The 25,753-nt window shown below is 64.7% G+C and carries 18 protein-coding genes; 6 read left to right on the forward strand and 12 right to left on the reverse strand.

All coding sequences use genetic code 11. The features are described 5' to 3' along the window. The first annotated feature begins 140 nt into the window (after nt 1-140). Nucleotides 141-907 (forward strand): IS5 family transposase gene (locus tag AC0L4C_RS18180; RefSeq protein WP_473401137.1). Its coding sequence is split into 2 segments (ribosomal slippage): nt 141-450 and nt 450-907, totalling 768 coding nucleotides; the frame shifts between segments, so codons are not numbered across the junction. Here AC0L4C_RS18180 and AC0L4C_RS18185 read toward each other — a convergent pair. From AC0L4C_RS18185 to AC0L4C_RS18205, 5 genes are all read right to left on the reverse strand, one after another. Further along, on the reverse strand, nt 904-1,827 hold the full coding sequence (locus tag AC0L4C_RS18185) for a DMT family transporter (RefSeq protein WP_473401138.1): 924 nt from the start codon (nt 1,825-1,827) through the stop codon (nt 904-906). The two genes, AC0L4C_RS18180 and AC0L4C_RS18185, sit on opposite strands and share 4 nt — an antisense overlap. After that, a complete protein-coding gene (locus AC0L4C_RS18190; RefSeq protein ID WP_473401139.1) occupies nt 1,827-2,741 on the reverse strand; it encodes a DMT family transporter in 915 nt (304 codons plus the stop codon). The genes AC0L4C_RS18185 and AC0L4C_RS18190 overlap by 1 nt, the downstream gene beginning before the upstream one ends. Nucleotides 2,742-2,930: 189 nt before the next feature. Beyond that, on the reverse strand, nt 2,931-3,620 hold the full coding sequence (locus AC0L4C_RS18195) for a D-lyxose/D-mannose family sugar isomerase (RefSeq protein WP_473403554.1): 690 nt from the start codon (nt 3,618-3,620) through the stop codon (nt 2,931-2,933). A 126-nt stretch (nt 3,621-3,746) separates the two neighbouring features. Next, nucleotides 3,747-5,237 (reverse strand): acetyl-CoA hydrolase/transferase family protein, encoded by a 1,491-nt coding sequence (locus AC0L4C_RS18200; RefSeq protein WP_473401140.1) that lies wholly within the window; start codon nt 5,235-5,237, stop codon nt 3,747-3,749. Nucleotides 5,238-5,312: 75 nt separating this feature from the next. Further along, the gene (locus AC0L4C_RS18205; RefSeq protein ID WP_473401141.1) at nt 5,313-7,799 is read right to left on the reverse strand and encodes a beta-mannosidase; all 2,487 of its coding nucleotides are present in this window, start codon (nt 7,797-7,799) and stop codon (nt 5,313-5,315) included. A 169-nt stretch (nt 7,800-7,968) separates the two neighbouring features. Between AC0L4C_RS18205 and AC0L4C_RS18210 the strand changes: the two genes are divergently transcribed. Continuing rightward, entirely contained in the window at nt 7,969-8,376 is a 408-nt protein-coding gene (locus AC0L4C_RS18210; RefSeq protein WP_473401142.1) for a DUF4260 domain-containing protein, read from the forward strand. Beyond that, entirely contained in the window at nt 8,360-8,932 is a 573-nt protein-coding gene (locus tag AC0L4C_RS18215) for a TetR/AcrR family transcriptional regulator (protein ID WP_473401143.1), read from the forward strand. Before AC0L4C_RS18210 ends, AC0L4C_RS18215 begins: the two co-directional genes overlap by 17 nt. Before the next feature lie 42 nt (nt 8,933-8,974). On the opposite strand, the gene AC0L4C_RS18220 is transcribed toward AC0L4C_RS18215, so the two are convergent. Then, nucleotides 8,975-10,837 (reverse strand): ABC transporter ATP-binding protein, encoded by a 1,863-nt coding sequence (locus tag AC0L4C_RS18220; protein WP_473401144.1) that lies wholly within the window; start codon nt 10,835-10,837, stop codon nt 8,975-8,977. 179 nt (nt 10,838-11,016) lie between these two features. Continuing rightward, nucleotides 11,017-12,876, reverse strand: a complete 1,860-nt coding sequence (locus AC0L4C_RS18225) for an ABC transporter ATP-binding protein (RefSeq protein WP_473401145.1) — start codon at nt 12,874-12,876, stop codon at nt 11,017-11,019. 312 nt (nt 12,877-13,188) lie between these two features. Here AC0L4C_RS18225 and pepN point away from each other — a divergent pair, with 312 nt between their 5' ends. Beyond that, entirely contained in the window at nt 13,189-15,831 is a 2,643-nt protein-coding gene (pepN, locus tag AC0L4C_RS18230; protein ID WP_473401146.1) for an aminopeptidase N, read from the forward strand. A 181-nt stretch (nt 15,832-16,012) separates the two neighbouring features. Then, a complete protein-coding gene (locus AC0L4C_RS18235) occupies nt 16,013-17,512 on the forward strand; it encodes a sensor histidine kinase (protein ID WP_473401147.1) in 1,500 nt (499 codons plus the stop codon). Here the strand turns inward: AC0L4C_RS18235 and AC0L4C_RS18240 are convergent. Beyond that, complete coding sequence (locus AC0L4C_RS18240) at nt 17,509-20,289, reverse strand: bifunctional [glutamine synthetase] adenylyltransferase/[glutamine synthetase]-adenylyl-L-tyrosine phosphorylase (RefSeq protein WP_473401148.1); 2,781 nt, start codon at nt 20,287-20,289, stop codon at nt 17,509-17,511. The two genes, AC0L4C_RS18235 and AC0L4C_RS18240, sit on opposite strands and share 4 nt — an antisense overlap. Before the next feature lie 92 nt (nt 20,290-20,381). On the opposite strand from AC0L4C_RS18240, the gene AC0L4C_RS18245 reads away from it, so the two are divergent. Then, nucleotides 20,382-20,993: a hypothetical protein gene (locus tag AC0L4C_RS18245; RefSeq protein ID WP_473401149.1), complete on the forward strand. Its 612-nt coding sequence runs from the start codon at nt 20,382-20,384 to the stop codon at nt 20,991-20,993. Nucleotides 20,994-21,005: 12 nt separating this feature from the next. Here the strand turns inward: AC0L4C_RS18245 and AC0L4C_RS18250 are convergent, their stop codons facing one another. The 4 genes from AC0L4C_RS18250 to AC0L4C_RS18265 all read right to left on the reverse strand — a co-directional run bounded on the left by AC0L4C_RS18250 (nt 21,006) and on the right by AC0L4C_RS18265 (nt 25,709). Continuing rightward, nucleotides 21,006-22,403, reverse strand: a complete 1,398-nt coding sequence (locus AC0L4C_RS18250; RefSeq protein WP_473401150.1) for a sensor histidine kinase — start codon at nt 22,401-22,403, stop codon at nt 21,006-21,008. 8 nt (nt 22,404-22,411) lie between these two features. After that, nucleotides 22,412-23,083 (reverse strand): winged helix-turn-helix domain-containing protein, encoded by a 672-nt coding sequence (locus AC0L4C_RS18255; RefSeq protein ID WP_473401151.1) that lies wholly within the window; start codon nt 23,081-23,083, stop codon nt 22,412-22,414. Nucleotides 23,084-23,269: 186 nt separating this feature from the next. Beyond that, on the reverse strand, nt 23,270-24,811 hold the full coding sequence (locus AC0L4C_RS18260; RefSeq protein WP_473401152.1) for a Do family serine endopeptidase: 1,542 nt from the start codon (nt 24,809-24,811) through the stop codon (nt 23,270-23,272). 145 nt (nt 24,812-24,956) lie between these two features. After that, nucleotides 24,957-25,709, reverse strand: coding sequence for a sulfite exporter TauE/SafE family protein (locus AC0L4C_RS18265; RefSeq protein ID WP_473401153.1), 753 nt, complete (start codon nt 25,707-25,709; stop codon nt 24,957-24,959). Nucleotides 25,710-25,753 lie beyond the last annotated feature (44 nt).

Below are 25,753 nucleotides of genomic sequence, written 5' to 3' on the forward strand. Positions count from 1 at the left end.
GGTGGCAAAACGTCGATGTCGGAGCGCTGTTCCGCGAAATCGGCGCGGACGCGACCGGTTCAGGGTGCTAGGTTCTGTACCCATAAAGGGGATTCCCTTTGAGTACGAAGGCTGATTCAACCTCCTGAATGGAGGTGGCGATGGCTCGATTTGATCTCAGCGATGCGGAGTGGCGGATCATTCTGCCCCTCCTGCCCAACAAGCCGCGCGGAGTGCCGCGCACCGATGACCGACGGGTGATCAACGCCATCTTCTATGTGCTGCGCACCGGCTCGCCCTGGCGCGACCTGCCGGAGCGCTACGGCCCCTATACGACCGCCTATAACCGGTACAACCGGTGGGCCAAGGCCGGGGTGTGGCTCGGGATATTCGAAGCCCTCGCCGAGCGCTCGCCGCAGTCGATGGCGCTGATCGACAGTTCGATCATCCGGGCACACCAGCACGCCGCGGGCGGAAAAAAGGGGGCCCGGATCACGCCATCGGTCGGTCTCGTGGAGGACTGAGCACCAAAATCAATGCCGTGGTCGATGGGACCGGCCTGCCGATCCGCATCATGCTCACTCCCGGCCAAGCCTCCGACAAGCAGGCCGCCGCCGTCCTCATCGAGAGCCTTACACGCACCCGCGACCTTGTTGCCGACCGCGGCTATGACGCTCGCGTCCTCATCGACCTGGCTGCGGCACGGGGAGCCCGTGCCCACATCCCCACACAGAAAGACCGCAGGGTCCAGCGCAGCATTGACCGGGGCCTCTATCGCGAACGCAATCTGGTCGAGCGCTTCTTCTGCAAACTCAAACACTTCCGTCGCGTCGCCACACAATTCGACAAGCTCGCCCGCAACTTCCTCGCCAGCGTTCTGCTCGCCTCAATCCCACTCTGGACCAGAAGTTATGAGTCCAAGACCTAGTCCCGCGACGCCAGTTCCGTGACCACCGGTTTGGCGAGCTGACGCTCGCGCACCCAGATATAGAGACCCGAGCCAATCACGATGGGCGCGCCAATAAAGATCCAGATGTCGGGCGGCTGGTTGAATACCAGCCAGCTCGACGCCGTCAGGTAGACGATCAGCGAGTAGTTGAACGGCGCCAGAACCGAGGCCTCGGCGAAGCGGTGGGCGACGGTGATCGCCTGATGCCCGGTCAGTGCGGCGGCGCCGATCAGGATGAACGGAATCCAGGTTTCCGGACCGTCCGGCCACTGCCAGCCGCCGAGGGCGAACGGGACCAGGCACAGTGTCGAGATACCGGCGGCATAGAACTGCTGGGTGGTGGTGGCGTCGATGCCGGCCAGCTTGCGGGTCAGCAGGAAGTAGAAGGCGGTGAACACCACGCCCAGCAGCGACAGCAGCATGGCCGGGTGAAAGGCATCGGTGCCCGGCCGGACGATGACGAGCACACCGGCGAAGCCGACGAGGATCGCCATCCAGCGGCGCCAGCCGACCTTTTCACCGAGCAGCGGGATCGACAGGGCACAGAGCACGAAGGGCATGGTGAAGCCGATGGAGGCGGTCACCGTGAGTGGAATATAGACGATGGCAACGAAGTTGCAGATGGTCGAGCCGAGCAGGCAGAGTGCCCTCAGCAGCTCGAGCAGCGGCCGGTTCGTCTTCACCACGGCAACCACACCCTGCCGCGGCATGAACAATGCCAGCACCAGGACGAACTGCCCGAGATAGCGGACAAAAACCACTTCCATCGGCGGCAGCCCGTGCAGCATCAGCCACTTGGCGCAGCTGTCGATGATCGAAAAGCAGAAGTAGCCGAGGAGCACGAGGCCGATGCCGAGCAGGCGGCGGTCTTCCATCGGATGGATGGTAGCGCCGGCCATCAGTCCTGCACCGTCTTGAGCATGATGGCGCGGCGCAGCATGCGCTCACGCAGCCAGATATAGAGGCCCGAGGAAATGATGATGGGTGCTCCGATATAGAACCAGATGTCGGGTGGTTCCTTGAAAATCAGCCAGCTGGCAAAGGCGAGGAGAAGCAGCTCGGTATAGCTGAAGGGCGCCAGCAGCGAGGGCGGCGCGTAGCGCAGCGCGATGGTATTGAGCTGGTGCGCGATCATGCCGGCAACCCCGGCCGCGCAGAAGGCGAACCAAGTCGGCCCGTCGCTGGGCCAGACCCAGCCCTCGAAGGCAAAGGGCGTGACGCAGCACAGCGCAATGATACCGGAATAGACCTGCTGGGTCGCCGGGGCGTCCACGCCGGCCAGTTTACGGGTGAAGATGGTGTAGAGCGCGGCGGAGACGGCACCGGCCAGCGCGATCAGGGCCGCCGGATGAAAAGCATCGGTGCCCGGGCGGACGATGATCAGGACGCCGACAAAGCCGATCAGCACCGCGATCCAGCGCCGCAGCCCGACAGTCTCGCCCAGCATGAAGACCGACAGAACGGTGACCATCAGTGGCATGGTGAACATCAGCGCGCCGGTCACCGGCAGCGGCAGGAAGCGCATGGCCAGAAAATTGCCGAAGGTGACGCCGAGCAGGCTGAGGCCACGGGCCAGCTCGAGCTTCCAGTTCTGGCTGCGAAAGAGCTGCCAGCCGCTGACGGGGAGAAACAGCGCCAGCGTCAGCAGCACGTGCACGCCGTAGCGCACGAAGATGATCTCGGTGGTGGGCAGCCCGGCGACAGCGAGGAATTTGGCCGAGGTGTCCAGCGTCGCAAAGAACAGCTGCGCGACCATCAGAATGCCGATGCCGAGGCCTCGGCGATCCTCGATCTGCGCTATTGTCGTGGTCATGGCTTATCCGGCGGGCAGTCCGCTTGGGCAAATCCAGGCCGGGAGGGGGACCTGCGATGCTGCAGCAAACAGACCGGCGGATGGCCCGCCTGTCAATCGCAGCGGCCGTCAGTTCGGTACGCATCAGACGAAAAGACGATGGGCCGGCGCGGGCCGGCCCATCGTCATCGTGTCAGCTGGCAAATGCGCTCAGGCGAGCCACTTGGCGTAATCAGACACCAGCAGGTGCCAGGGTTCCTCATCCTCCTCGATGCCGCCGAAGCGGGCGATCCTGGGATCCTCGAAGACGTTGTCAGTGTTGTCGTCGTTGACGGTCGACACCTCGCCGATGAAGACGTCGCCGCCCTCGCCCCAGAAGGCGTGCCAGTGCTCGTTGGGCATCAGGGTGACACTCTCGCCCGGCTTGAGCCGCAGCTTGTGGCCGGGCGCGAACTCGTGGCGGATGCCATCGGTGAAGACAACGGTGCCCTTTTCACGGTCGCACTCGCCATTGGTATCGCCGAACAGCTCAATCACCAGCGTGCCGCCGCCGCGGTTGATGATGTCCTCGGCCTTCAGGTTGTGCCGATGCATGGGGGAATACTGATCCTGGCGCGAAATCATCGCCTTTTCTGCGTAGAGCATGCCGCGGCCCTTCGCCAGATCGGCGCTGTTGCCATTCCGGACCGTGAACAGGAACAGCCCGGTCTTGTCGAAATCGCCGAGACCGTAGTCGGAAATATCCCAGCCAAGATTGGAATTGATGATGGCCTGGGCAATCGGCTTGTTCTGCTTGAACTCGGCCGGGCTCCAGTAGGCGAAGGGCGGCAGGATATAGCCAAACGAGCGGATGAACTCGTCACTTTCGCGCATGATCTGGTTGACGCGGCTGCGCTTGATGGATGGTTGGGTCACGAGGTCCTCCGGAACATTTCAAGGCCGACCGGCCTGGAACAGTACCTCTTTCCTAGCGCGCGCCGGGACGAACGTCATGTCCACAATTGGGGGCATCGGCAACGCCCGGTGTCAGGCCAGCATGGTTCCGGTCGCCATGCGTCGCGTGTGCCAGGCGAACGCCTCCTCCAGCAGATGCGGGGTATGTCCGCCGCGGGCAGTGGCGCGCCGGAAATAATCGGCCAGGGCGTCGCGATAGGCTGGATCAACGCAATTGGCGATCACCTCGGCCGCGCGCTCGCGCGGCGCGAGGCCGCGCAGGTCGGCCAGGCCATGCTCGGTGACGAGGATATCCACGTCATGCTCGCAGTGATCGACATGGGTCACCATTGGCACCACCGAGGAGATGGCGCCGGCCTTGGCGGTCGAGCGGGCGACGAAGATCGACAGATAGGCATTGCGGGCAAAGTCGCCGGAGCCGCCGATGCCATTCATCATCATGGTGCCGTTGACATGGGTGGAATTGACATTGCCGTAGATGTCGAACTCCAGCGCCGTGTTGATGCCGATGATGCCGAGGCGGCGGATCACTTCGGGATGATTGGAGATTTCCTGCGGGCGCAGAACCACCCTGTCGCGGTAGGCCGCCAGATTGCCGAAGACCCGGCTGGAATAGTCCGACGACAGGGTAATTGCCGAGCCAGAGGCAAAGTTCAGCTTGCCCGCATCGAACAGGGCGAAGGTCGAATCCTGCAGCACCTCGCTATACATGCGCAGATCGTGGAACGGCCCCTCGGCGAAGGCGCCGAGCACCGAGTTGGCGATCGTGCCGATGCCGGCCTGCAGTGGATTGAGCGTCATGTCGAGCCGCCCCGCGGCGACCTCGGCCGCCAGGAAATCGACAAGGTGGGCCGCAATGGCTTCGGTCACCGCGTCGCCGGGTTCAATGGTGGAGAAGCTGTCGGCCTCGCCGGTCATGACAATGGCGACGATACGGTCCGGATCGACGGGGATGGCCGTGCTGCCAATGCGGCTGTCGCAGGCAACAATGGGAATGGGCGTGCGCGTCGGGCGTTTGCCGGGGATATAGATATCGTGCAGGCCCTCGAGTTCGAGCGGCTGGTTGAGGTTGATCTCGACGATGATCTTCTGGGCCAGCCGGCCAAAACTCGCCGTATTGCCAACCGAGGTGGTGGGAACGATGTGCCCCTCCTCGGTGATGGCCGTGGCTTCGATCACCGCGACGTCGAGGGCCCCCATCTCCCGGGCGCGCAGATGCTCGACCATCTCGGACAGATGCTGGTCCACGAACATCACCTCGCCGCGATTGATCGCGGCACGCAGGTTCGGGTCGGTCTGAAACGGCAGGCGCCGCGCCAGGATATGCGCGCGGTTGAGCAGGCCATCGATGTCGTGGCCGAGCGAGGCCCCGGTGAGCAGCGTGATCTTGAACGGCTCCGCCTCGGCGCGCCGCACCATGGCCAGTGGCACGGCCTTGGCATCGCCGGCCCGGGTGAAGCCGCTCATGCCGACGGTCATGCCGTCGCCGATATGGGCGGCGGCCTCGTCCGGCGTCACGATGCGGGACAGCAATTCGGGGCGGCGGATACGATGCTCAAGCAAGTTGAAGACTCCGGGACCAGGGTCTGCACCTTCTAGTCCCGAAGCCCACGCTCCCCCTTGACCGAGGTCAAGCGCTCAGTAGGTCTCGCGCAGATGCCGGACCTTGAGGCTCCTTGCCAGCGCCTTCTGCGTCACCTTGGCGCCAAGCCGCGGCGTGAAGGACAGCCTGGTCTCGCGGCCCGGTAGCAGGGTGACGGCGTTGTCGGAGAAATACCCCGGCACGTCCACGGTCGCGGTGACGAACAGCGCCGGCTTGTCGGCGCTCAGCGTCAGCACGGGCGACGCATCATCCCCCGACCAAGTCGCCGTGACCTTGGCCATGGCGGGGTCGTAGGCCTTGTAGGGTTTGGGGAAGTAGTCGTTCTCGCCGAGCAGGGTACCGGCCGCGTCGCGCCAGGAGAAAAACAGGAACTCCCCTGCCCCGAGCTTTTCGGCAGGCAGCCTGAAGGCAAGGCCGGACGCATCGGGAGACACCGCAGTCTTGCCCGAATGGATGACGCGATCGCCGCCGTCGACGTCGACGGCACGGATTTCGAGGCTGATCTCGGTCCTGGCGCCGGTGTCGTTGATGGCCTTGAAGAGGATGGTGTCGCCTTCCGGATAGGCCACCACATTGACCGGCAGGAAGAAGCGCTTGGCCATGTACTGCAGGATCTTCCACTGCCCGCCATAGTCGAGGCTGGCCCAGCTGGCGACCGGATAGGTGTCGTTGATCTGCCAGAACAGCGTGCCCATGCAGCGCGGCTTGGTCGAGCGCCAGTATTCGATGGCCGTCTTGATGGCGAGGCCCTGCTGGATCTGGCTGAGGAACACCATCTGGTCGAAATCGCGCGGGAAGCGGAAGTAGCGCGTCATGGTTTCGAGGATGCGGGCATTGCCACCAGTATTGCGCTGATGGCCTTCCATCACCGCGGATGACGGGTTGCGGTCCTCGGGATTGGAAAAACTCTCGATGACGTTCATCGAGGTGAAGGACTGGAAGCCGAACTCGGAGGCAAAGCGCGGATTGACGTTGCGATAGGCGGAAAAGTCCTTGGCCGAGTGCCAGACGTCCCAGAAATGCAGGTCGCCGCGGGTGTCGGAGTGCCAGCCGTCGGAAAAGTCCATGTAGCCCAGCGAGGGCGATGACGGCCAGAAACGGCGCGCCGGATCCTCGTCCTCGACCAGATAGCCGAGCATGGAGTTGAGCCGGTCGTAATTGGCGACGTAGCGCTCGGGATTGGCCTTGGTCTCGGGGTACCAGCTGAGGGAACCGATCACCTCGTTGTCGCCGCACCACAGGGCAATGCAGGCGTGGTGGCTGAGACGCCGGATCTGCTGGGTGATCTCGACCCGCACGTCATCGAGGAACTCGCGGTTGGACGGGTAGCTCATGCACGAGAACATGAAATCGTGCCAGATCAGCAGTCCGAGTTCGTCGCAGATCTCGTAGAAGACGTCGGGCTCGTACTGGCCGCCACCCCAGACGCGGATCATGTTCATGTTGACCGCTTTGGCGCTCTCGAGCAGGTCACGGATGGCGGCCGGGGTCTGGCGCGACGGAATGGCGTCGGCCGGAATCCAGTTGGCGCCCATCATGGTGATGTCGCGGCCATTGATCCGGCACTTGAAGCTGTGGTCGATCTTGTCCTTCTCGACGATCCACTCGAGCTTGCGCAGCCCGATCCGGCGCGTCGTCAGCTCGCCATCGAGGGTCGTCTCAAGGGTATAGAGCGGCTGCTCGCCCTGCCCGTTCGGCCACCAGAGGTTCGGCTCCGTGACCTTGATCTTGTGGATGAAGACGTTTTCGCCCTGGCCCACCTTCACCTTGCCGCCGATGGCCTTGCCGTCGAAGACGTGGCCGAGTTCAACCTCTCCTGCAGCGAAGGCGAAAAGCCGAGTCTTTACGGTCAGTTCGACGCCCGACTTCGAGTGCTTCTGGTCGACCTGCACACTCTCCTGGCGGGCCAGCCTGCTGCGGCGGATCGCCATCCTGCCGTAGACGCCGGTCGGCATCAGGCAGATGCCCCAGTCCCAGCCAGCGTGGCAGGCGGCCTTGCGCACGAAGTTCATGTGCACGCCTTCGAGGCCGTTGGTCAGGTAGTTATAGGTGAAGGGGATCGGGAACGGATGTGCCTCGGCGCGCGCCTTGGCCACCTCGCGGGTGACGTCGAACTCGATGCGCAGCGTGTTGTCGCCGGTTCTGACCTTGCCGGTGACGTCGATGTCGTAGCGGATGAACTGGTTCTGCGTCCGCGCGACGACCTCGCCGTTGAGCAGCACGGTGGCGATGCAGTCGACATTGTCGAGCGTCAGCGTCAGGAACCCGTCGACATCATCCGCCGTCGCTTTGAAGGTGCGCTCCACGGTCCAGGCGGTGTGATTGACCCACATCACGTCCTGCTCGTTGAGGCCGAAATAGGGATCGGGGATTTCACCCGCTTCCAGCAAGGCGGTGTGCACGTCGCCCGGCAGGCTGATCCTGGCCCTGGTCTTGTGGCCGGGCGACGACAGCGCAAAGTCGCCGGCCAGGTTGAGCTCGGCGTAATCGGTCGACTTCGGCATTGCAGCGGCTTTCGCCATGGATCTCTACCTCGATCAGCGTGCGGAATGGTGCGGCAGTCATAGACAGGCCGATGAGGGCTGCCAAGCCAGGTGCCGACACTGCCACGACCATACGCAGGACAGTTGACAGTGATAGCTAACTTCATTATCTATCATCGCTACTGTACTTAGCTATAAGGTGCTTGCCATGACTGGCTTTCCACCGCGGGAGGTGTCGCTCCTGCTCCGACTCGAAGGCGTTGTCGCGCTGATCGCGACGATCGCCGCCTACCAGATGCTTGGCGGCAACTGGTGGCTGTTTGCGCTGCTGATCCTGGCGCCCGACCTGTCGATGCTGGCAATGCTGGCCGGGAAGACAACGGGTACCCGCATCTACAATCTTGCCCACACCTACGCGCTGCCGATCGCCTTCGGCGGCCTCGCCTGGCTGGCGGGCGCGATGCCCGTGGTCCCCTATGCATTGATCTGGGCGGCGCATATCGCTCTGGACCGTGCTCTGGGCTATGGCCTCAAATATCCCGGCAAGTTCGATGCGACCCATCTGGGTCCGATGGGCCAAGCCAGGAAGGACGCCAAGCTTGCCAACCCCGGCTAAGACCTCACGCGACGCCTTGGTCGGCATCGCCCGCGCGCTGGTCGATGCCGGCGGTGCCGAGGCGCTTACGGTCAGCGCCGTGGCGCAACAGGCCGGGGTCAAGCCACCCTCGCTCTACAAGCATTTCACCGATCGCGCCGCCATCCTCAAGGCCGTCGAGATATCGGTCCTGCACGACCTCGAGCAGAGCCTCCGCGCCGGGACCAAGGGCACCCATGCGCGTCAGCGCTTGCTCAGCATGGCGCAGGCCTATCGGCGGTTCGCCAACAGCCAGCCCCATCGCTATGGCGTCATCTATTCGCGGGAGGCATTCGACGATCCCGAGATCGAGGCCGCCTGCCGCTTTTCAGCCGAGCCGCTGTTCGAGGAACTGGCCAAAGCCGGCGTGCCGGCCGGCCGCATTCTGCCGCTGTCGCGGACCCTTGCGGCCTTTCTTCACGGCTTTGTCTCCATGGAGATCATCAAGGCGTTCCGGCTGGGCGGCGATCTCTACCGGGACTTCGAGGACTCCGTGGCGACCATCCTTGCCGAAGTCGAAGACAGACCTATCGCCTGAAGTCCGAAACGGCAGGGCGCATGCCGCCCTGCCGCCTGGTTGTTACTCGGCCGCCTTGGCGTCGAGGTCGAGGAAGCCGCCGGACTGGCGCTCCCAGAGCTTGGCATAGTGTCCGCCCGAGGCGAGGAGCTGGGCATGGGTGCCCTCCTCGACGATCCGGCCCTGCTCGAGCACGACCAGCCGGTCCATCGCGGCGATGGTCGACAGCCGGTGGGCAATGGCGATCACCGTCTTGCCCTGCATCAGGCTGGTCAGCTGCTCCTGGATGGCCGCCTCGACCTCGGAGTCGAGCGCCGAGGTGGCTTCGTCGAGCACGAGGATCGGCGCGTTCTTGAGCAGCACCCGGGCGATGGCAACGCGCTGGCGCTGACCGCCCGAGAGTTTCACCCCGCGTTCGCCGACATGCGCATCGTAGCCCCGGCGATCCTTGGGATCGACGAGGCCAGCGATGACCTCGGCGACCTTGGCCTGTTCGGCCGCGCGGATCATCTCTTCGTCGGTCGCCGACTGGCGGCCGAACTTGAGGTTCTCCCGCACCGAGCGGTGCAGCAGCGAGGTGTCCTGGCTGACCAGGCCGATAGCGGCGCGCAGGCTCTCCTGCGTCACCTTGCTGACATCCTGCCCGTCGATGCGGATGGCGCCGGCCTCGACGTCAAAGAGCCGCAGCGCCAGGTTGACCAGCGTCGACTTGCCGGCACCCGACCGGCCGACAAGGCCGACCTTCTCGCCCGGCCTGATGGTGAGCGAAAAATCCTCGATCACCGTGCCGGACTTGCCGCGCCAGTAGTTGAAGCTGACATTGTCGAACTCGATGCCACCGGCCTTGACCACCAGCGGCGGCGCGTCCGGAGCGTCGAGCATGGTGAGCGGCTGGGCGATGGTTTCCATCGAATCGCGGATGGTGCCGACCTGGCGGAAGATGTTGGAGCCGATCTCGAGGATCCAGCCCGACATGTTCATGATCTGCAGCACGAACGGGATGACGGTGGCCACGGCAGCCGCCGAGAGCGTGCCGGCATTCCAGCCGGCCAGCGCCAGCCAGGTGGTCGCCACCACCAGCCCGCCGTTGAGCAGGAACAGGGTCGACCACATGTAGGTAAAGACCCGCATCAGCTTGCGGAATTCCACCGTGTGCGCGGTGACCGAGTCGGCGACGTACTGATCCTCGTGACCATCGGTGGAGAAGGTCTTGATGGTCTGGATGTTGGTGTAGCTGTCCACCACCCGGCCGGTCAGGACCGACTTGGCCTCGGAAAGATCCTCCGAGTACTTGGCGATCAACGGCATGGTGATGGTGAACAGCACGCCATAAAAGATCAGCCAGGCTGCGATGGGCAGCAGCAGTACCGGATCGAGGCCGGCCAGCACCACCACCGCCACGATCACAAAGACCAGCGCATACCAGGCCGCGTCGATCAGCAGGTTGACCGCCGTCTCGATGGCTTCGCCGGTCTGCATGATCTTGTTGGCAACGCGCCCGGCAAAGTCGTTCTGGAAGAAGGTCCAGCTCTGCCGGATGACGTGCCAGTGGCTCTGCCAGCGCGCCAGGTTGACGAGGTTGGGGACGATGGAATGGTTGCGCACCAGCGTGTCGAGAAAGAACGACAGCGGCCGCACAATCACGATCACCGCAATCATGGCGAGAAAGGCCGGCCAGTGGGCGGAGAACATCTCGCCCTGTGCAGTGGTCGCGAGGAAGCCGACGACCAGGCCGACAAAGATCGGCATCATCGAGTCGGAGACCGAGCCGATGGCCACAAGGATCATGCGCAGGATGAAGCCGGTGCGGAACTGACCGACGAAGTAGAGGATGAACTTGTTGACGCCCATGGGCGGCTGGCGATCGGCGGCCAGCGCAACGGGGGAATACCTGGCATCGAACCAGGAAATGACGCGATTGAGCATTTTTCTCTCATCGGGATGAGAGCCGGCGCTGACCTCAGGTCAGGGACTGGCTCTTGTGGAGTTGTTTTCGTCTCACGGCCTCGGGCCCCTGGCCCCCGGCATTGAAGTGACGTCCCGCGCTGATGATTGAACTGTTATCCATTCTGTCCTCCTTGGATGGTTGATGGTTGCGACGCTGCCTACTCGGCAGCCTCGGTATGGTCTGCGTCGATGAACCCACCCGACTGGCGGGCCCAGAGCTTGGCGTAGTGGCCGCCCAGTTCCAGCAACTGGGCGTGGCTGCCCTGCTCGACGATCCTGCCGCCATCGAGGATCACCAGCCGGTCCATCGCCGCGATGGTCGAGAGCCGATGGGCGATGGCGATCACGGTCTTGTTCTGCATCAGCAGCTGGAACTGGCTCTGGATGGCCGCTTCCACTTCGCTGTCGAGGGCCGAGGTCGCTTCGTCGAGCACCAGGATGGGGGCGTTCTTGAGCAGCACCCGGGCAATGGCGATACGCTGTCGCTGGCCGCCCGAGAGCTTCACGCCGCGTTCCCCAACCTGCGCCTCGTAGCCACGGTTACCCTTGGGGTCGACGAGCGTGTCGATGAACTTGTCGGCCTCGGCCAGCCGCGCCGCTTCGTACATTTCCTCGTCCGTTGCCGCGGGGCGACCGTAGAGAATGTTCTCGCGCACCGAACGATGCAGCAGCGAGGTGTCCTGGGTCACCACGCCGATCTGGCTGCGCAGCAAGTCCTGTGTCACCTGGGCGATGTCCTGGCCATCGATGGAAATGACACCGCCCTCACGGTCGTAGAACCGCAGCAGCAGGTTGACGATGGTCGACTTGCCCGCGCCGGAGCGGCCGACCAGACCGATCTTCTCGCCCGGCCGGATATGCAGGTCGAGATGATCGATGACGCCGGCCTTCTTGCCGTAGTGGAAGGAGACATCGCTGAAGCGGATATCGCCCTTCACCGTGCCGATCGGCTTGGCGTCGGGCACGTCGGCGACGATGCGCGGCAGCGAGATCGAATTGATGCCGTCGCGGACCACGCCGATATTCTCGAACAGCGCCGACATTTCCCACATGATCCACTGGCTCATGCCCTGGAAGCGCAGCACCAGCGCCGCCGCAACAGCAATGGCGCCCGGCGTCATCGTGCCGGTGAGCCACTGCCAGATGCCGACCGATACCACGGCCGCCAGCAACGTCGCGTTCATCGCCGTGATGGTGACGTTGAGGATGCTGACCATGCGCATCTGCGTGTGCACGGTGCCCATGAAGCCGTCCATCGCCTCGCGGGCGTAGGCCTCCTCCCGCTTGGAGTAGGAAAAGAGCTTGACCGTGGCGATGTTGGTGTAGCTGTCGACGATCCGTCCGGTCATCATCGAGCGGGCATCGGCCTGCTTCTCGGACACCTTGCCGAGTCGCGGGATATAGTGCCGGAGCAGCAGCGTGTAGGCGGCCAGCCAGACGAGGAAGGGCACGGCCAGCCACGGATCGCCCATGAAGGCGAGAACCACAGCGCCGATGAAGTAGACGACGACGAACACGGTGACGTCGAGCAGTTTCATCACCACTTCGCGCGCCGCCAGCGAGGTCTGCATCAGCTTGGCGCCGATGCGGCCGGCGAACTCGTCCTGGAAGTAGCTCATCGACTGCCGGATCAGGTAGCGGTGGGCCATCCAGCGAATGCGCTGCGGGAAGTTGCCGAGCAGCGACTGATGGATGATCAGGGAGTCGGCCAGTTGCAGCGCCGGCAGCAGGAGCAGCAGGAAAGCCGCCATCAGGCCGAGCTTCCAGCCTTCGGTGGCGAGGAACGTCGCCTTGTCGGCGGTCCCCAGCCAGTCGACCAGCGAACCCATGAAGCCGAACAGCATGACTTCGCCGACCGCGATGCTGGCGCCGAGCACCGTCATCGCCGCCAGCCAGCGCTTGGCTCCGAACGAGTAATGCAGGCAAAAGCCCAGCAGCGTCTTGGGCGGCTGCTGCGGTTCTTCCTGCGGGTAAGGATCAATGCGGCCCTCGAACCACTTGAAAACCTGATTGATCATTCCGTTCTTCCTCCGACGCACGACACGTGCTGCGCTACAACCTCAACACCTGTTGAGGTCAAGCGCGAAAACGTTCCGATGCAAAAACTCGCCGCGCGGGCTATGCTGGATTTCGCACGCGGCATGCCCACAATTGACATGACGGAGGTGCGAGCTGAGATCCGACCGGCCACCCCAATGCTGCCGCGGTTGGCAGGAAGTATGGCTATTCAGTCGTTCACAGCCCGTCAGAATACACGAACTGTCGGAGTCGGCTGTTGCGCCACTGCCACAATCAGATAACGAGTTACGAGTTGACGCCCTGCGGAGTGAATGATGCGCGCTGAAGACGAACACACCATCTACCTCAAGGACTACGTCCCCGCCCCCTATATGGTGGAGCGTGTCGACCTTGACGTGAGGATCGAGCCCGGTCTGGCCCAGGTGCGCGCCCTGCTGACCGTGGTGCCGCGCGAGGGTACGCCACCCGGTACACCGCTGATCCTGGATGGTGACGGACTGACGCTCCACTCCATCGCCATTGACGGACTGCCGCTGGCGCTGACCGCCTATGACACGACGCCGACCACGCTCACCGTGCTCGAGCCGCCGAAGAAGCGCTTCGTGCTGGAAACCGAAGTCGAGATCGAGCCCGAGAAGAATACGCGGCTGATGGGTCTCTACCGCTCGAACGGCACCTGGTGCACGCAGTGCGAGCCGGAGGGGTTCCGCCGCATCACCTATTTCCTCGACCGGCCCGACAATCTCGCTGTCTTCAAGGTGCGCATGCATGCCGACAAGGCGCTGGCGCCGGTGCTGCTGGCGAACGGCAATCTGGTCGACAGCGGCGACGAGCCCAATGGTCGTCACTTCGCCGTCTGGGAGGATCCGCACCCCAAGCCCGCCTATCTGTTTGCCATGGTCGCCGGTGATCTCGGCTCAATCCATGACAGCTTCACGACGGCCTCTGGCCGCGAGGTAGCGCTGGGCATCTATTGTGCGCATGGCAAGGAAGACCAGTGCACCTGGGCGATGGACTCGCTCAAGCGCTCGATGGCCTGGGACGAGCGGCGTTTCGGGCGCGAGTACGACCTCGACATCTTCAATATCGTCGCCGTCTCCGACTTCAATTTCGGCGCAATGGAGAACAAGGGCCTCAACATCTTCAACGACAAGGTGGTGTTCGTCTCGCCCGAGTCGGCGACCGATGCCGACTATGACGGCGTCGAACGGGTCATTGCGCACGAGTATTTCCACAACTGGACCGGCAATCGCATCACCTGCCGCGACTGGTTCCAGCTCTGCCTCAAGGAAGGCCTGACCGTCTATCGCGACCAGGAATTCTCGTCGGACGAGCGCTCGCGCCCGGTCAAGCGCATCAGCGACGTGCGGCTGCTGCGCACGGCGCAGTTCCCCGAGGACGGGGGCCCCCTCGCCCACCCGGCGCGGCCGAGCCAGTACAAGGAAATCAGCAACTTCTATACGACCACGGTCTACGAGAAGGGCGCCGAGATCGTCCGCATGCTGGCGACGCTGCTCGGCGAGGCCGGCTTCCGCAAGGGCATGGACCTCTATTTCGAGCGCCATGACGGCGAGGCCACCACGATCGAGGCCTTCCTCAAGGTGTTCGAGGACGCCAATGGCGTCGACCTGGCGCAGTTCGGCCAGTGGTACCTGCAGGCCGGCACACCCGAGGTGACCGTCACCGACAGCTACGACGCTGCTGCCCAGACCTATACGCTGACCCTGACACAGCACACCGCGCCGACCCCCGACCAGCCTGACAAGCAGGGGATGGTGGTACCGGTCAAGTTTGGTCTGATCGGCCCCAATGGCAGCCCGATGACCTGGACCGGCGTCAGCGGCGGCCGGGTCGAAGGCGACATGATCGTCCTCGACACCGACAGCGCCACGCTGACGTTCACCGGCATTGCGAACCGGCCCGTGCCGTCGCTGTTCCGCGACTTCTCGGCTCCGGTGAAGATCAGGTCGAATGCCACAGAGGCCGACCGGCTGTTTTTGGCCCGTCACGACGAAGATCCGTTCGGGCGCTGGCAGGCGTTGCAGGACGTCTCGATGGGGCTGCTGGTCAATGCTGCCGGCGGTAAGCCGTGGAGCGAGGCGCAGATCACCGGCCTTGCCGAGGCGATCGAACAGACGGCGACCAGCGAGACGCTGGACGATGCCTTCAAGGCACTCGCCATCACCCTGCCCAGCGTCCCCGAGATTGCGCAGGCCAAGGGCAGCGATGTCGATCCAAGCGCCATTCTCGACGCGCGCAATGCCATGATCGTGCAGATCGCCGATCGCGCCGGCGAGGCGCTCGAGCGCGTCTACGAGCGCACCCAGGACAGCGAGGCCTACGCCCCGTCCCCTGCCCAGTCGGGCAAGCGGTCGCTGAAGAACATGGCGCTCGACTATCTGGTCCGCGGCCTGCCGGAAAGGGGCGCGGAACTGGCTGCCGCGCAGTACCGCACGGCGCAGAACATGACCGATCGCTTCGGCGCGCTGCGGGCCTCGGTTGCAGTCTGGACGCCGCAAGCCGCCGGCCTGCTCGGCGACTTCCGTACCATGTACACTGCCGACCCACTGGTGTTCGACAAGTGGCTGATGCTCAACAGCGCCCCGGCGCATGACGAGACCATCGCGCGGCTGCGCGCCATCCTGGCCGACCCCGACTTCCCCAAGAACAATCCCAACCGCCTGCGCGCGCTGGTCTATACCTTCGCCAACGCCAATCTGGTGCAGTTCGCCCGTCCCGACGGCGAAGGGTTCCGTTTCGTCACCGAGTTCGTTGCGGATGTCGATACGCGCAACCCGCAGGTCGCAGCCCGTGTGCTCACCAGCTTCCGCATCTGGCGCAGCCTCGAGCCGGGGCGTCGCGAGCTCGCGGAATCCGCTCTGAAATCGCTGCAGGATTCCGGTTCCTTGAGCCGCAACGCCGCCGACATTCTCGAGCGAACGCTGGCTGGTTAACAGAACCTAAATTTGGAAGAATTTTTCTTCCCTGCGTAAGTGACTCTGCGGACTCACGAAATTCCCGAACGACCCGGACGGCCGTTTAGGCCCTACTGGACAGCGTCGCAGCGCTGATTCAAAGTTGCTTCGCGGTGCAAATCACCGCCGGGGCGAATACTAAAACTGCGAGGACTATTTCATGGTGTCGGCAAGGCCATCCGACGTCGGAGGTGAAGGATTCGATCATCCGCAACCTCCGCCGGCCTACAGTGGCGCGCGGACCAACCAGCTTCGGTTTCCGCCCGCCGCCACGCTGCTGATTACCGTCGCCGCGCTGTTCGCTGCCGTGCTGTCGGTCGGCATGGACCTGCAGCGCACAATCGACGAGGACAGCAGCCGGAAGGCGCTGATCGCGCAGATCGCTGTTGCACAGGGGCCCGTCGCGGCGCTGTCGCAGACCGAAACCAACCTCGATGGCGTCACGCAGCGCGGCCTCGCCGCCTTTGCGCTGGCACTGCTGATCTCGGGGCTCGCCTGGATGCGCCGACCGGCCGCAGTCAGGCCGGAACCGCCGATTGACTGTCACGCGCTGATGTCGTCGATCCCGTTCGGGGTTGCCTGCTGGACCGCCGAAGGCGACCTGATCAGCTGCAATGAGCAGTTTCGGGCCCGGCTGAACCTCAAGACCGGCGAGTTCCCGGCCGGCACCCGCTATCTTCAGTCGATCAGGCAGCTGACCATTGGCGGCTACACGCAACTGCTGCGCGAGAATGACAAGAACCGCCTCCTGGAACTGCATCGCAGCGACGATTCCTGCCTCCTTATCGACGAGCGCCCGCTGGGCAACGGCACGTTCATCACCCTGATCTCGGACGTCACGGCCTCGCGTCGCACCGACCAGCTGCTGGCCACCATCCGTGAGGAGCAGCGCCTGCTGGCCCGCCGCTATCACGAGGAAAAGCTCAAGGCCGAGGCTGCCAACCGCGCCAAGACAGCCTTCCTCGCCCACCTCTCCCACGACATCCGCACCCCCCTCAACCACATCATCGGCTTTGCCGACCTGATGCGGCAGCAGACCTACGGCGCGTTGGGCGACCCGCGCTACGTCAACTATGTCGACGCCATGAAGGGCTCGGGCGAACGTCTGCTCTCCTACTTCGCCTCGATCCTCGAACTGGCCGAACTGGAAGCCGGCCGGCGGCCGCAACGTCTCGAACGGATGGGCGCGGACGACCTGCTGCAGGCGGCGGCACGACGCTTTTCCAGCCAGGCCAGCCGCGCGGGCCTGACCTTGCGCATCGGCGAGCGCTGCCAGGCCTCGATCGTGGGCGACCGGTTCTCGCTGGAACGGATGGTGGCCAATCTGGTCGACAACGCCCTCCGCTTCACGCCGAGCGGCGGCAAGGTGACACTGGCCGCCTATGCCGCAAGCGATGGCGTGGTGCTCGAAATCACCGACACCGGAATCGGTATTCCCCCTGAACGGCTCGAAACCCTGTCACAACCCTTTGCCTTCCGCGATGACGTGCTCACCCGGCAGCAGAGCGGCGCCGGGCTGGGTGTGGCTATCGCCCGCGCCATTGCCGAAACCAGCGGCGGACGACTGGCCATCGACAGCCGCCTGGGCATCGGCACAACCGTGGCCGTTTCGCTGCCGCTGCAGCCGGCCATGGACCTGCCCGCCGCCGCGGCCGCCTAAAGCGACCGGGCCTTCTCGTACCATTTCGTCGCTGCCGCACTGACTTCGGTCTGCATGTCCTTGAGGTCGGCTTCGAGACGCTCGAAACTGGGGCTGTTGGTGCGCTGTGCCAGCAGTTCGCGGAAGGCGTCGGTCCAGCCGCTGTCCTTGAACGGCGCCACCAGCGCGGCACTCATGACCTGCAGCACCGTCGCATAGGTGCGGTAGATCTCGGCCAGCCGTTCGCCTTCGGGCAGCAGCCCGGTCAGCGCGAGGCGCTGCAGCACCGCATCGGTTCGCGCATGCGGCGCATCGACCTGCTGGCGCGCCACCAGTTGCGCCGACTGGGCAATGAACTCGAGGTCGACCAGGCCGCCGGCCGCCAGCTTCAGATCGAACGGATGACGCGGCCGCCGCTCGCGCGCCATCAGGGCCCGCATCGACACGACGTCATCAATGGTCTTGGGCACGTCGCGCGGCCGTGACAGGATTTCCTGCAACGTCGTCTCGATCCGCTCGCCCAGCCCGTCATCGGCCACCATCACCCGGGCGCGGCTCAGTGCCAGATGTTCCCAGGTCCAGGCGTTCTCGTGGTGGTAGATGATGAATCCCGGCATGCCGGTCGCCAGCGGCCCGGCATTGCCCGACGGACGCAGGCGCATATCAGCCTCGTAGAGCACACCCTCGGACGTCGGCGAAGTGATTGCTGCCACAAGGCGTTGGGTCAGCCGGGTAAAGTACTGATTCACGCTCAGCGGCTTTTCGCCATCGGACTCGTCGGCCTCCTGCTGCTGGTCGTAGAGCAGGATGAAATCGAGATCGGAGCTGACCGTCATCTCGCGGCTCGCCATCTTGCCGAAAGCCAGCAGCGCCGCGCGCGCTCCGGGGATGGTGCCGTGGCGCTTGGCGAACTCGGCACGCACGGCATCAAAGAGGTGATCGAGCAGCGTCTCGGCCAGCGCCGTGAACTGCTCCCCGGCCCGCTCGGCGGTCATGGTGCCCGAGAGCAGGCCGGCAGCGATCAGGAACTTCTGTTCCTGGCCGATGATCCGGGCCCGATCGATCAGGTCCTGGTAGTCGCGGGCCTCGTCCAGGAAGGCGCCCACCTTCTTGACCAGCAGCTTGCGCCGCCGCACGTCGTCGGCAAAGGCCGGGTCGATCAGGCCATCCATGACATGGGCACGGTGGATGACCGCATCGGCCATGCGCGGCGCCGAGGCCATCAGCGCGATCAGCAGACTGCGCAGGTTCTCGTGCTGGCGCAGCAGCGAGAACAACTGCACTCCCGCCGGCAGGCGCGACAGGAAGTTGTCGAAGCGCAGCATCGCCTCGTCGGCATTGCCAGCTCCGGCGATGGTGGTCAGCAGCGCCGGGAGCAGCTCGGTCAGATGCGCGCGCGCCGCCGAGGTGCGGGTCGCGGCGTAGCTGCCATAGTGCCACTTGCGAATGATTGCCGACGCCTTGGCCGGTTCCTTGAAGCCCATGTGCGAAAGGGTTTCGAGCGTCCCGGGATCGTCGTCGGACCCGGTAAAGACCAGGTTGCCGTCGATGCTCCCCAGGGTCTCGCCTTCGGTGAACAGCTCCGAGTAGTAACCGACAACCAGAGTCAACGCGTCGCGGTAACGCTTTTCAAATGCAGGCAAATCCGCTTCGCCCATCAGCGTCGCGATGGTGGCGACCTCGGCCGGGGTCTCGGGCATCACGTGGGTCTGCTCGTCGCGCAGCATCTGCAGCCGGTTCTCGACCCCGCGCAGGAACCAATAGGTCGCAGTCAGCTCGTCGCGCGCCGTCGGCGAAATCCAGTTGGCTGCCGCCAGCGCCGCCAGCGCTTCGGTCGTCGGCCGCACGCGCAGCGAACGGTCGCGGCCGCCTGCGATCAGCTGCTGGGTCTGGGTGAAGAATTCGATCTCGCGAATGCCGCCGAGCCCGAGCTTGACGTTGTGCCCCTCGACCCGGATGTCGCCGACATTCTTGGCGATGTTGATCTGCCGCTTCATCGCCTGGATATCGGCAATGGTGGCGAAGTCGAGGTGCTTGCGCCAGATATAGGGCGCGAGTTCGGTGAGGAAGGCTTCGCCGACAGCGATGTCGCCGGCGCAGGGCCGCGCCTTGATCCAGGCGGCGCGCTCCCAGTTCTGGCCGCGAGCCTCGTAATAGGTCAGCGCCGCCTCGATCGGCAGCGCCACCGGCGTCGAGCCGGGATCGGGCCGCAGCCGCAGGTCGGTGCGAAACACATAGCCGTGCTCGGTGCGATCCATCATCAGCGCCGCCAGCTTCTGGACAATGCGCGTGTAGATCTTGGTGCACTCGTACGGGTCGGTCAGCACGGGTGTGGATGGGTCGAAGAAGGCAACGATGTCGATGTCGCTGGAGTAGTTGAGTTCCCGGCCGCCATGCTTGCCGAGCGCAAAGATGGCGAGGCCGGATTTGGCCGCGCTGGCAAACTCGGGGACAACGTCGCCCTTTTCCGCAGCCTTGCGCATCAGGAAGTCGAGGCCCGCATCGAGCGCCGCATCGGCGAGGTCGGACAATGCCGCGGTCGATTGCGCCGTGCTCCAGACGCCGGTCACCTCGGCCGCCGCCGCAAGCAGGGCAACGCGGCCCTTGGCGACGCGCAGGGCCTGCGACACCGACGGCTCCTCGCTGGCGGCAACGCCTTGGGCGCGCAGATCGGCGAGCAGCGCGGCAAGTGCCGCATCGGGCTCCGCCAGTGCCTGGTCAAGCCAGGCGCCATGCAGTTGGGCAAGGTCCGCCAGATACGGGGCAGAAGCGAGAAGCGTGTCGAGCGAGGCGGTCATTTCCGATCGATAGCGCACTGGCCGCAAATGTCACTGGATTTCGGCACGGAGCCCGCTATCTTCCGGCGCGAAAACCAGCCCTGCGAGTTCCCATGCGCCTTGTCTCTGTTGCTGTTGTAGCCGCCCTGTCGCTGGCGTGCGCCCTGCCCGTCGCGGCTGCCTCGCTGGGCGGCATGGGCAAGGCGATCTTTGGCAATACCTTCAATTTCAGCAAGGCAAACCTGGAAAAGACCCCCGTCAGCGCCATCACCGTGGGCAAGCTCAAGATGGCACTGCAGACGACGCGGCTGAAGGATGTGCAGAAGGCCTTCGGCGGCACACTGCAGCAGGAAGGTGATGGCGCGGAGCGGGCCGACTGGCTCTGCTACAATACCGAAGGCGCCACGGTGTGGTTCGTCTCCAACGCCCTGGGCGGCTATGAATTCGTGATGATGGTGGCGGCTGAAGCCAGTACGCGCCCGGCGGCCGGCTGCGATACGGCACCTGCGGAATTCGCTGTTCCCGATCTTGGCATCCCGGGGCTGGGCGCCAGTGCCGCCGACCTCAAGGCGGCGTTCGGCGCGGCCTCGGGCAGCAAGGTCAGCTACCGCGTCGACCGGCCGGGTGGCTATGCCAATATCGCCCAGTATATCGGCTACACCCTCAAGGGCGGCAAGGTGTCGGGCATCGGCGTGGGCGAGACCTCGGTACCGACCCAACACTAGGCTCTGACGCGGTCAGTCCGCCGGCAGATCGATGATGGCCCGTACACCGGGCATGTTGTCCTCGATGCGGAACTCGCCCTTGTGTAGCCGGGCGACGGCGGCGACCAGCGACAGCCCGAGTCCCGAGCCGGGCTCGGTGCGGCTCTTTTCCAGCCGGACGAAACGCTCGAGCACTCGTTCGCGATCCTCCGGCGCGATGCCCGGACCGTTGTCGCTGACCTCGATCAGCACCCGGCCATCGACGACGCGGATGCCGACCTTGATCCGGCCCGTCTTGCCCTCGGCGGGCTCGTAATATTTCAGCGCGTTCTCGACCAGGTTGACCAGCGCCTGGCCGATCAGTTCGCGGTTGGCGCGCGCCTTGATGCCTTCGGTCACCTCCGTCTCGAGGTCGATCCCGGCGTCCTCGGCCACGGGGCCATAGAGCTCGGCAACGTCGGCGGCCACGGCACTGAGGTCGACTTCGGCAAAGGCGCCCGAAGGCGCCCCGGCCTCGGCGCGGGCAATCATCAGCAGCGCGTTGAAGGTCTTGATCAACTGATCACTCTCGCCGATCACCGTTTCGAGTGCCTCGCGGCGCGCCTCTTCGCTGTGGCTGTCGCGCAGCGCTGCCTCGGCGCGATTGCGCATCCGGGTCAGCGGCGTCTTGAGGTCGTGCGCGACGTTGTCGGTCACTTCCTTGAGCCCGGCCATCAACTGCTCGATCCGGTCGAGCATCTGGTTGAGGTTCTGGGCCAGCTCGTCGAACTCGTCATTGCGCTTGGTCAGCGGCACCCGCTCGGAGAGATTGCCTGACATGATCTTGCGGGAGGTCGAGGCAATGGTGTCGATGCGGCGCAGCACGCGCACCGCGGTGATGCCGCCGGCAATCAGCGAGAACACCAGGATGCCGCCGACGCCGAACAGGAAGCTCTGGAAGATGATCGCGGTAAAGCCGCGCCGCTCCACCACATCACGTCCGACCACAAGGATCAGGCCGCTGGTCAGCACGGTGGAGCGCACCATGGCGTTGCCTTCGCGCTTGTCGTCGGGCTCGCCGTCGAACGGCCGCGACAGGGCGTAGTTGAAGCTGAAGGTGCCCGGTTCCTTGAGCACGTTGAGCGGCAGGTCGGAGACGTTGCCGGTGATCATCAGGCCGGCGTCGGTTCCCAGATAGTAGACGCCGGGTCCCGGCTGGCGCGACAGGCGCTCGACGGCCACGATGGTAGCGCGGAAACCGCGCTCGCGGTCGACGCGTTCGAGCTGGGTCACTTCCCGGTCGATGTCGTTGGACTGCTGGGTCTGGATCTGGATGCTCGACTGATACGAGATGATCGCCAGCAGCAGCACCGAGAAGACGACGAAAATGACAATGAAGAGCGCGGTCAGGCGGACGGTGGACGTGCGCCAGAGCTGGATGATCCTGTTCAAGGTGCTGGCTAGTCCCGGATCATGTAGCCGGCACCGCGAATGGTGTGCAGCAGCGGGCTGGCGAAACCCTTGTCGATCTTGCTGCGCAGGCGGGACATGTGCACGTCGATGACATTGGTCTGCGGATCGAAGTGATAGTCCCAGACATTTTCGAGCAGCATGGTGCGGGTCACCACCTTGCCGGCATTTTTCATCAGGTATTCGAGCAGACGGAACTCGCGCGGCTGCAGCAGGATGCTTTCGCCTTCGCGTTCGACCTTGCGGCTCAGGCGGTCCAGCGACAGGCCGCCCACCTCGAAGCTGGTGGCGGCCTCGGCCGGGCTGGAACGGCGGGCCAGCACTTCGATGCGGGCCAGCAGTTCGGTAAAGGCATAAGGCTTGACCAGATAGTCGTCGCCGCCGGCCCGCAGTCCGGTGACGCGGTCGTCGACTTCACCGAGCGCCGAGAGGATGAGCACCGGGGTCTTGTCGTCCTCGGCGCGCAGTGACTCGATGATCGACAGTCCGTCGCGGCGCGGCAGCATGCGGTCCACGATCAGCACGTCGTAGTCCATGCTCGAGGCCATGGCATAGCCGGTCTCGCCGTCGCTGGCATGATGGGTGACGTGCCCGGCCTCGTCGAGCGCCTGGATCAGGTAGCTCGCCGCCTCACGGTCGTCTTCGATCAGCAGGATCTTCATGGGTCGCCCTCGGCCTGATCAGAAAGGGATAGCGCCGTTCCGGTGAAGACCGCAATCGTGCTGCCTGGCGGAGGCAGGACACAGGGCTCCAGATACGCGGACTAACCCCTGACTGACTGCGGCCTTCGCCGGAACGTCGAAACGGAATGGTCCCGGGGCGAGCCCCGGGACCACGCGTGCTGCGTCTTAGTTGGACGCGTCGAGCGGCAGGCCGAGATAGCGGACATTGCCGCCGCGTTCGGCCTTGATCAGGGCGGTGTTGCGGCCGCTGTCCTTGACGCCCTGGATGGCGTCCTCGAACTCGGCGGCGGTCGCCACCTTCTTGTTGTCGACTTCGAGGATGGCATCGCCGACGGCAAACCCCTTCTCGGCTGCGATCGAGGACGGATCGATGTCCTGCACCAGCAGGCCTTCACCATCGCCATTGGGGACAACGGTCACGCCAACGCTCGATGGAGCGGGAGCGGCAGGTTCCTCGGCCGGCGCGGGCTGCTCTTCTTCGGCAGCGGCAGCGACGTCTTCGTTCAGCTTGCCGAGCGTCACCTTGATGCTGGTTTCCTCGCCATCGCGGAACACGGTGAGGTCAACCTCGGTGCCGGGGTCCTTGCTGGCAATGGTGCGCGACAGGGCGAGCGCATTGCTGATCGACTTTCCGTCGACCTCAGTGATGATGTCGCCCGACTTGATGCCGGCAGCCTTGCCGGGGCCATCGGCGGCCGGCTCGGTGACGAGGGCGCCACGCGGGGAGTCGAGACCGACGCTGTCGGCGATATCGCGGCTGACATCCTGGATGCCGACGCCGAGATAGCCGCGAACAACCGTGCCGCTCTTGATCAACTGGTTGGCCACCTGCTTGACGATATCGGACGGAATGGCGAAGGCGATGCCGACATTGCCGCCATTTGGCGAGAAGATCGCCGTGTTGACGCCGACCACTTCGCCCTTGAGGTTGAAGGCCGGGCCACCCGAGTTGCCGGTGTTGACGGCAGCGTCGATCTGCAGGAAGTCGCCCTGCGACGAGCCGGCGATGTCGCGGCCACGGGCCGAAACGATACCGGCCGTCACCGTGCCGCCCAGACCGAAGGGATTGCCGACGGCAACGACCCAGTCGCCGACGCGGACGTCCTCGGTGGTGAAATCGACATAAGGCAGGTCGGAGACATCATCGACCTTGACCACAGCGAGATCGGTGCGCTTGTCGGTGCCGACAACGGTGGCGGTCTTTTCGTCGCCATCGTCAAAGATCACCGTCACCTTGCTGGCGTTCTCGACCACGTGGTTGTTGGTGACGATGTAGCCGTCGGCCGAAATGGCAAAGCCGGAGCCGGCCGCCATGAACTTGCGGGCCGGTGCGCGCTGCTGCGGGGCGCCGCGGTCGCCCTGACCGAACTGCTGGCCAAACTGCTCGAGGAAGTCGCGCAGGTCGCCATCGGGCAGGTCGGGGAACTGGAAGTTGAACTGACGGCCGCCCGACCGCAGGTTGCGGCTGGCATCATCGCCTTCAACGACGATGGAGACCACGGCCGGCTTCACGGCGTCGACGAGGTCGGCAAAGCTGGTGGGGGTGACTTCGGTGGGCAGGGTGATCTGGGCCGCAGGCTGGACCTGGGCGAAAGCACTGGGGCTGGAAGTGGCCAGGAAGGCCGAACCGCCGCCGACGCCGACCAGAATGGCCAGCGCCGAGGCGCCAATCCACTTGCGGGTGCGAGACAGGAAACCGGTGCGCATCTAGATATTCTCCTTTGAGCGTCTCAACAGTTGCAGGGACTCTTGCAACGCGTCGCCTTTCCGCACTGTGACGCCCGCATTAACGTTCCGTAATGTTGCTCAATATTGCCCAGATTGGCCCGGCATTGCCGAAACTGGCCGCCGGTCAGGCGAACACGGCGCCGCGCACGAGGTTCAGCGCCACCAGGCTGAGGACGATCTTGAAGCCCCAGCGAAACGCCGCTTCGGGCACGCGGAGCAGAAAGCGGCTGCCTAATGCCGTGCCGCCGAAGCCGGCGACGACCATCACGAGAATCAGCGGGAGATAGCTGGCAAAGGCAAAGCCCAGCGCCACAAAGACGATGACCTTGAAGCTGTTCTGGAAGGTCATCAGCATGGCGTGGGTGGCCACGAGGTGCTGGCGCACCGGCAGGCCCCGCAGAAACACCGCCACCAGCGGCCCCGTCGCCCCGACCAGCATCGACAATGCCCCGATCACGGCGCCGCCGGCCACCTGAGCTGCCCGGCTGGTGCCCACGACCCTCGGCTGCGGCAACCAGACGGACACGAGGATGAAGGCGCCGATCAGGGCGGTGAAAAGCTGTTCGGGCAGGAGATTGGCAAACTGGCCGCCGGCCACCGTGCCGATGGCAGCACCCAGCGACATCCAGAGCACCAGGTTCCACTGCACATGGGCGCGCTGCAGCAGTGTCCGGCCGGCATTGGAGCCGAGCTGGATGGCGCCATGCAAGGGTACGACGATTGCCGGCGGGAAAACCGAGGCCAGCATGGCCAGCATCAGGATGCCGCCACCCAGGCTGAAGGTGGCGGTAATCAGCGACGACACGAAGCTGAGCGCGACCAGCGTCAGCGCCATCAGGGGATCGAGACCGGCGGGGAGGAACTCGGAGAGGGGCACGCCGGCTGGATACGCCGCAAAACCCCGCCCGGCAAGAAGCGGCG

It is taken from the genome of Devosia sp. J20-27 (assembly GCF_055808595.1).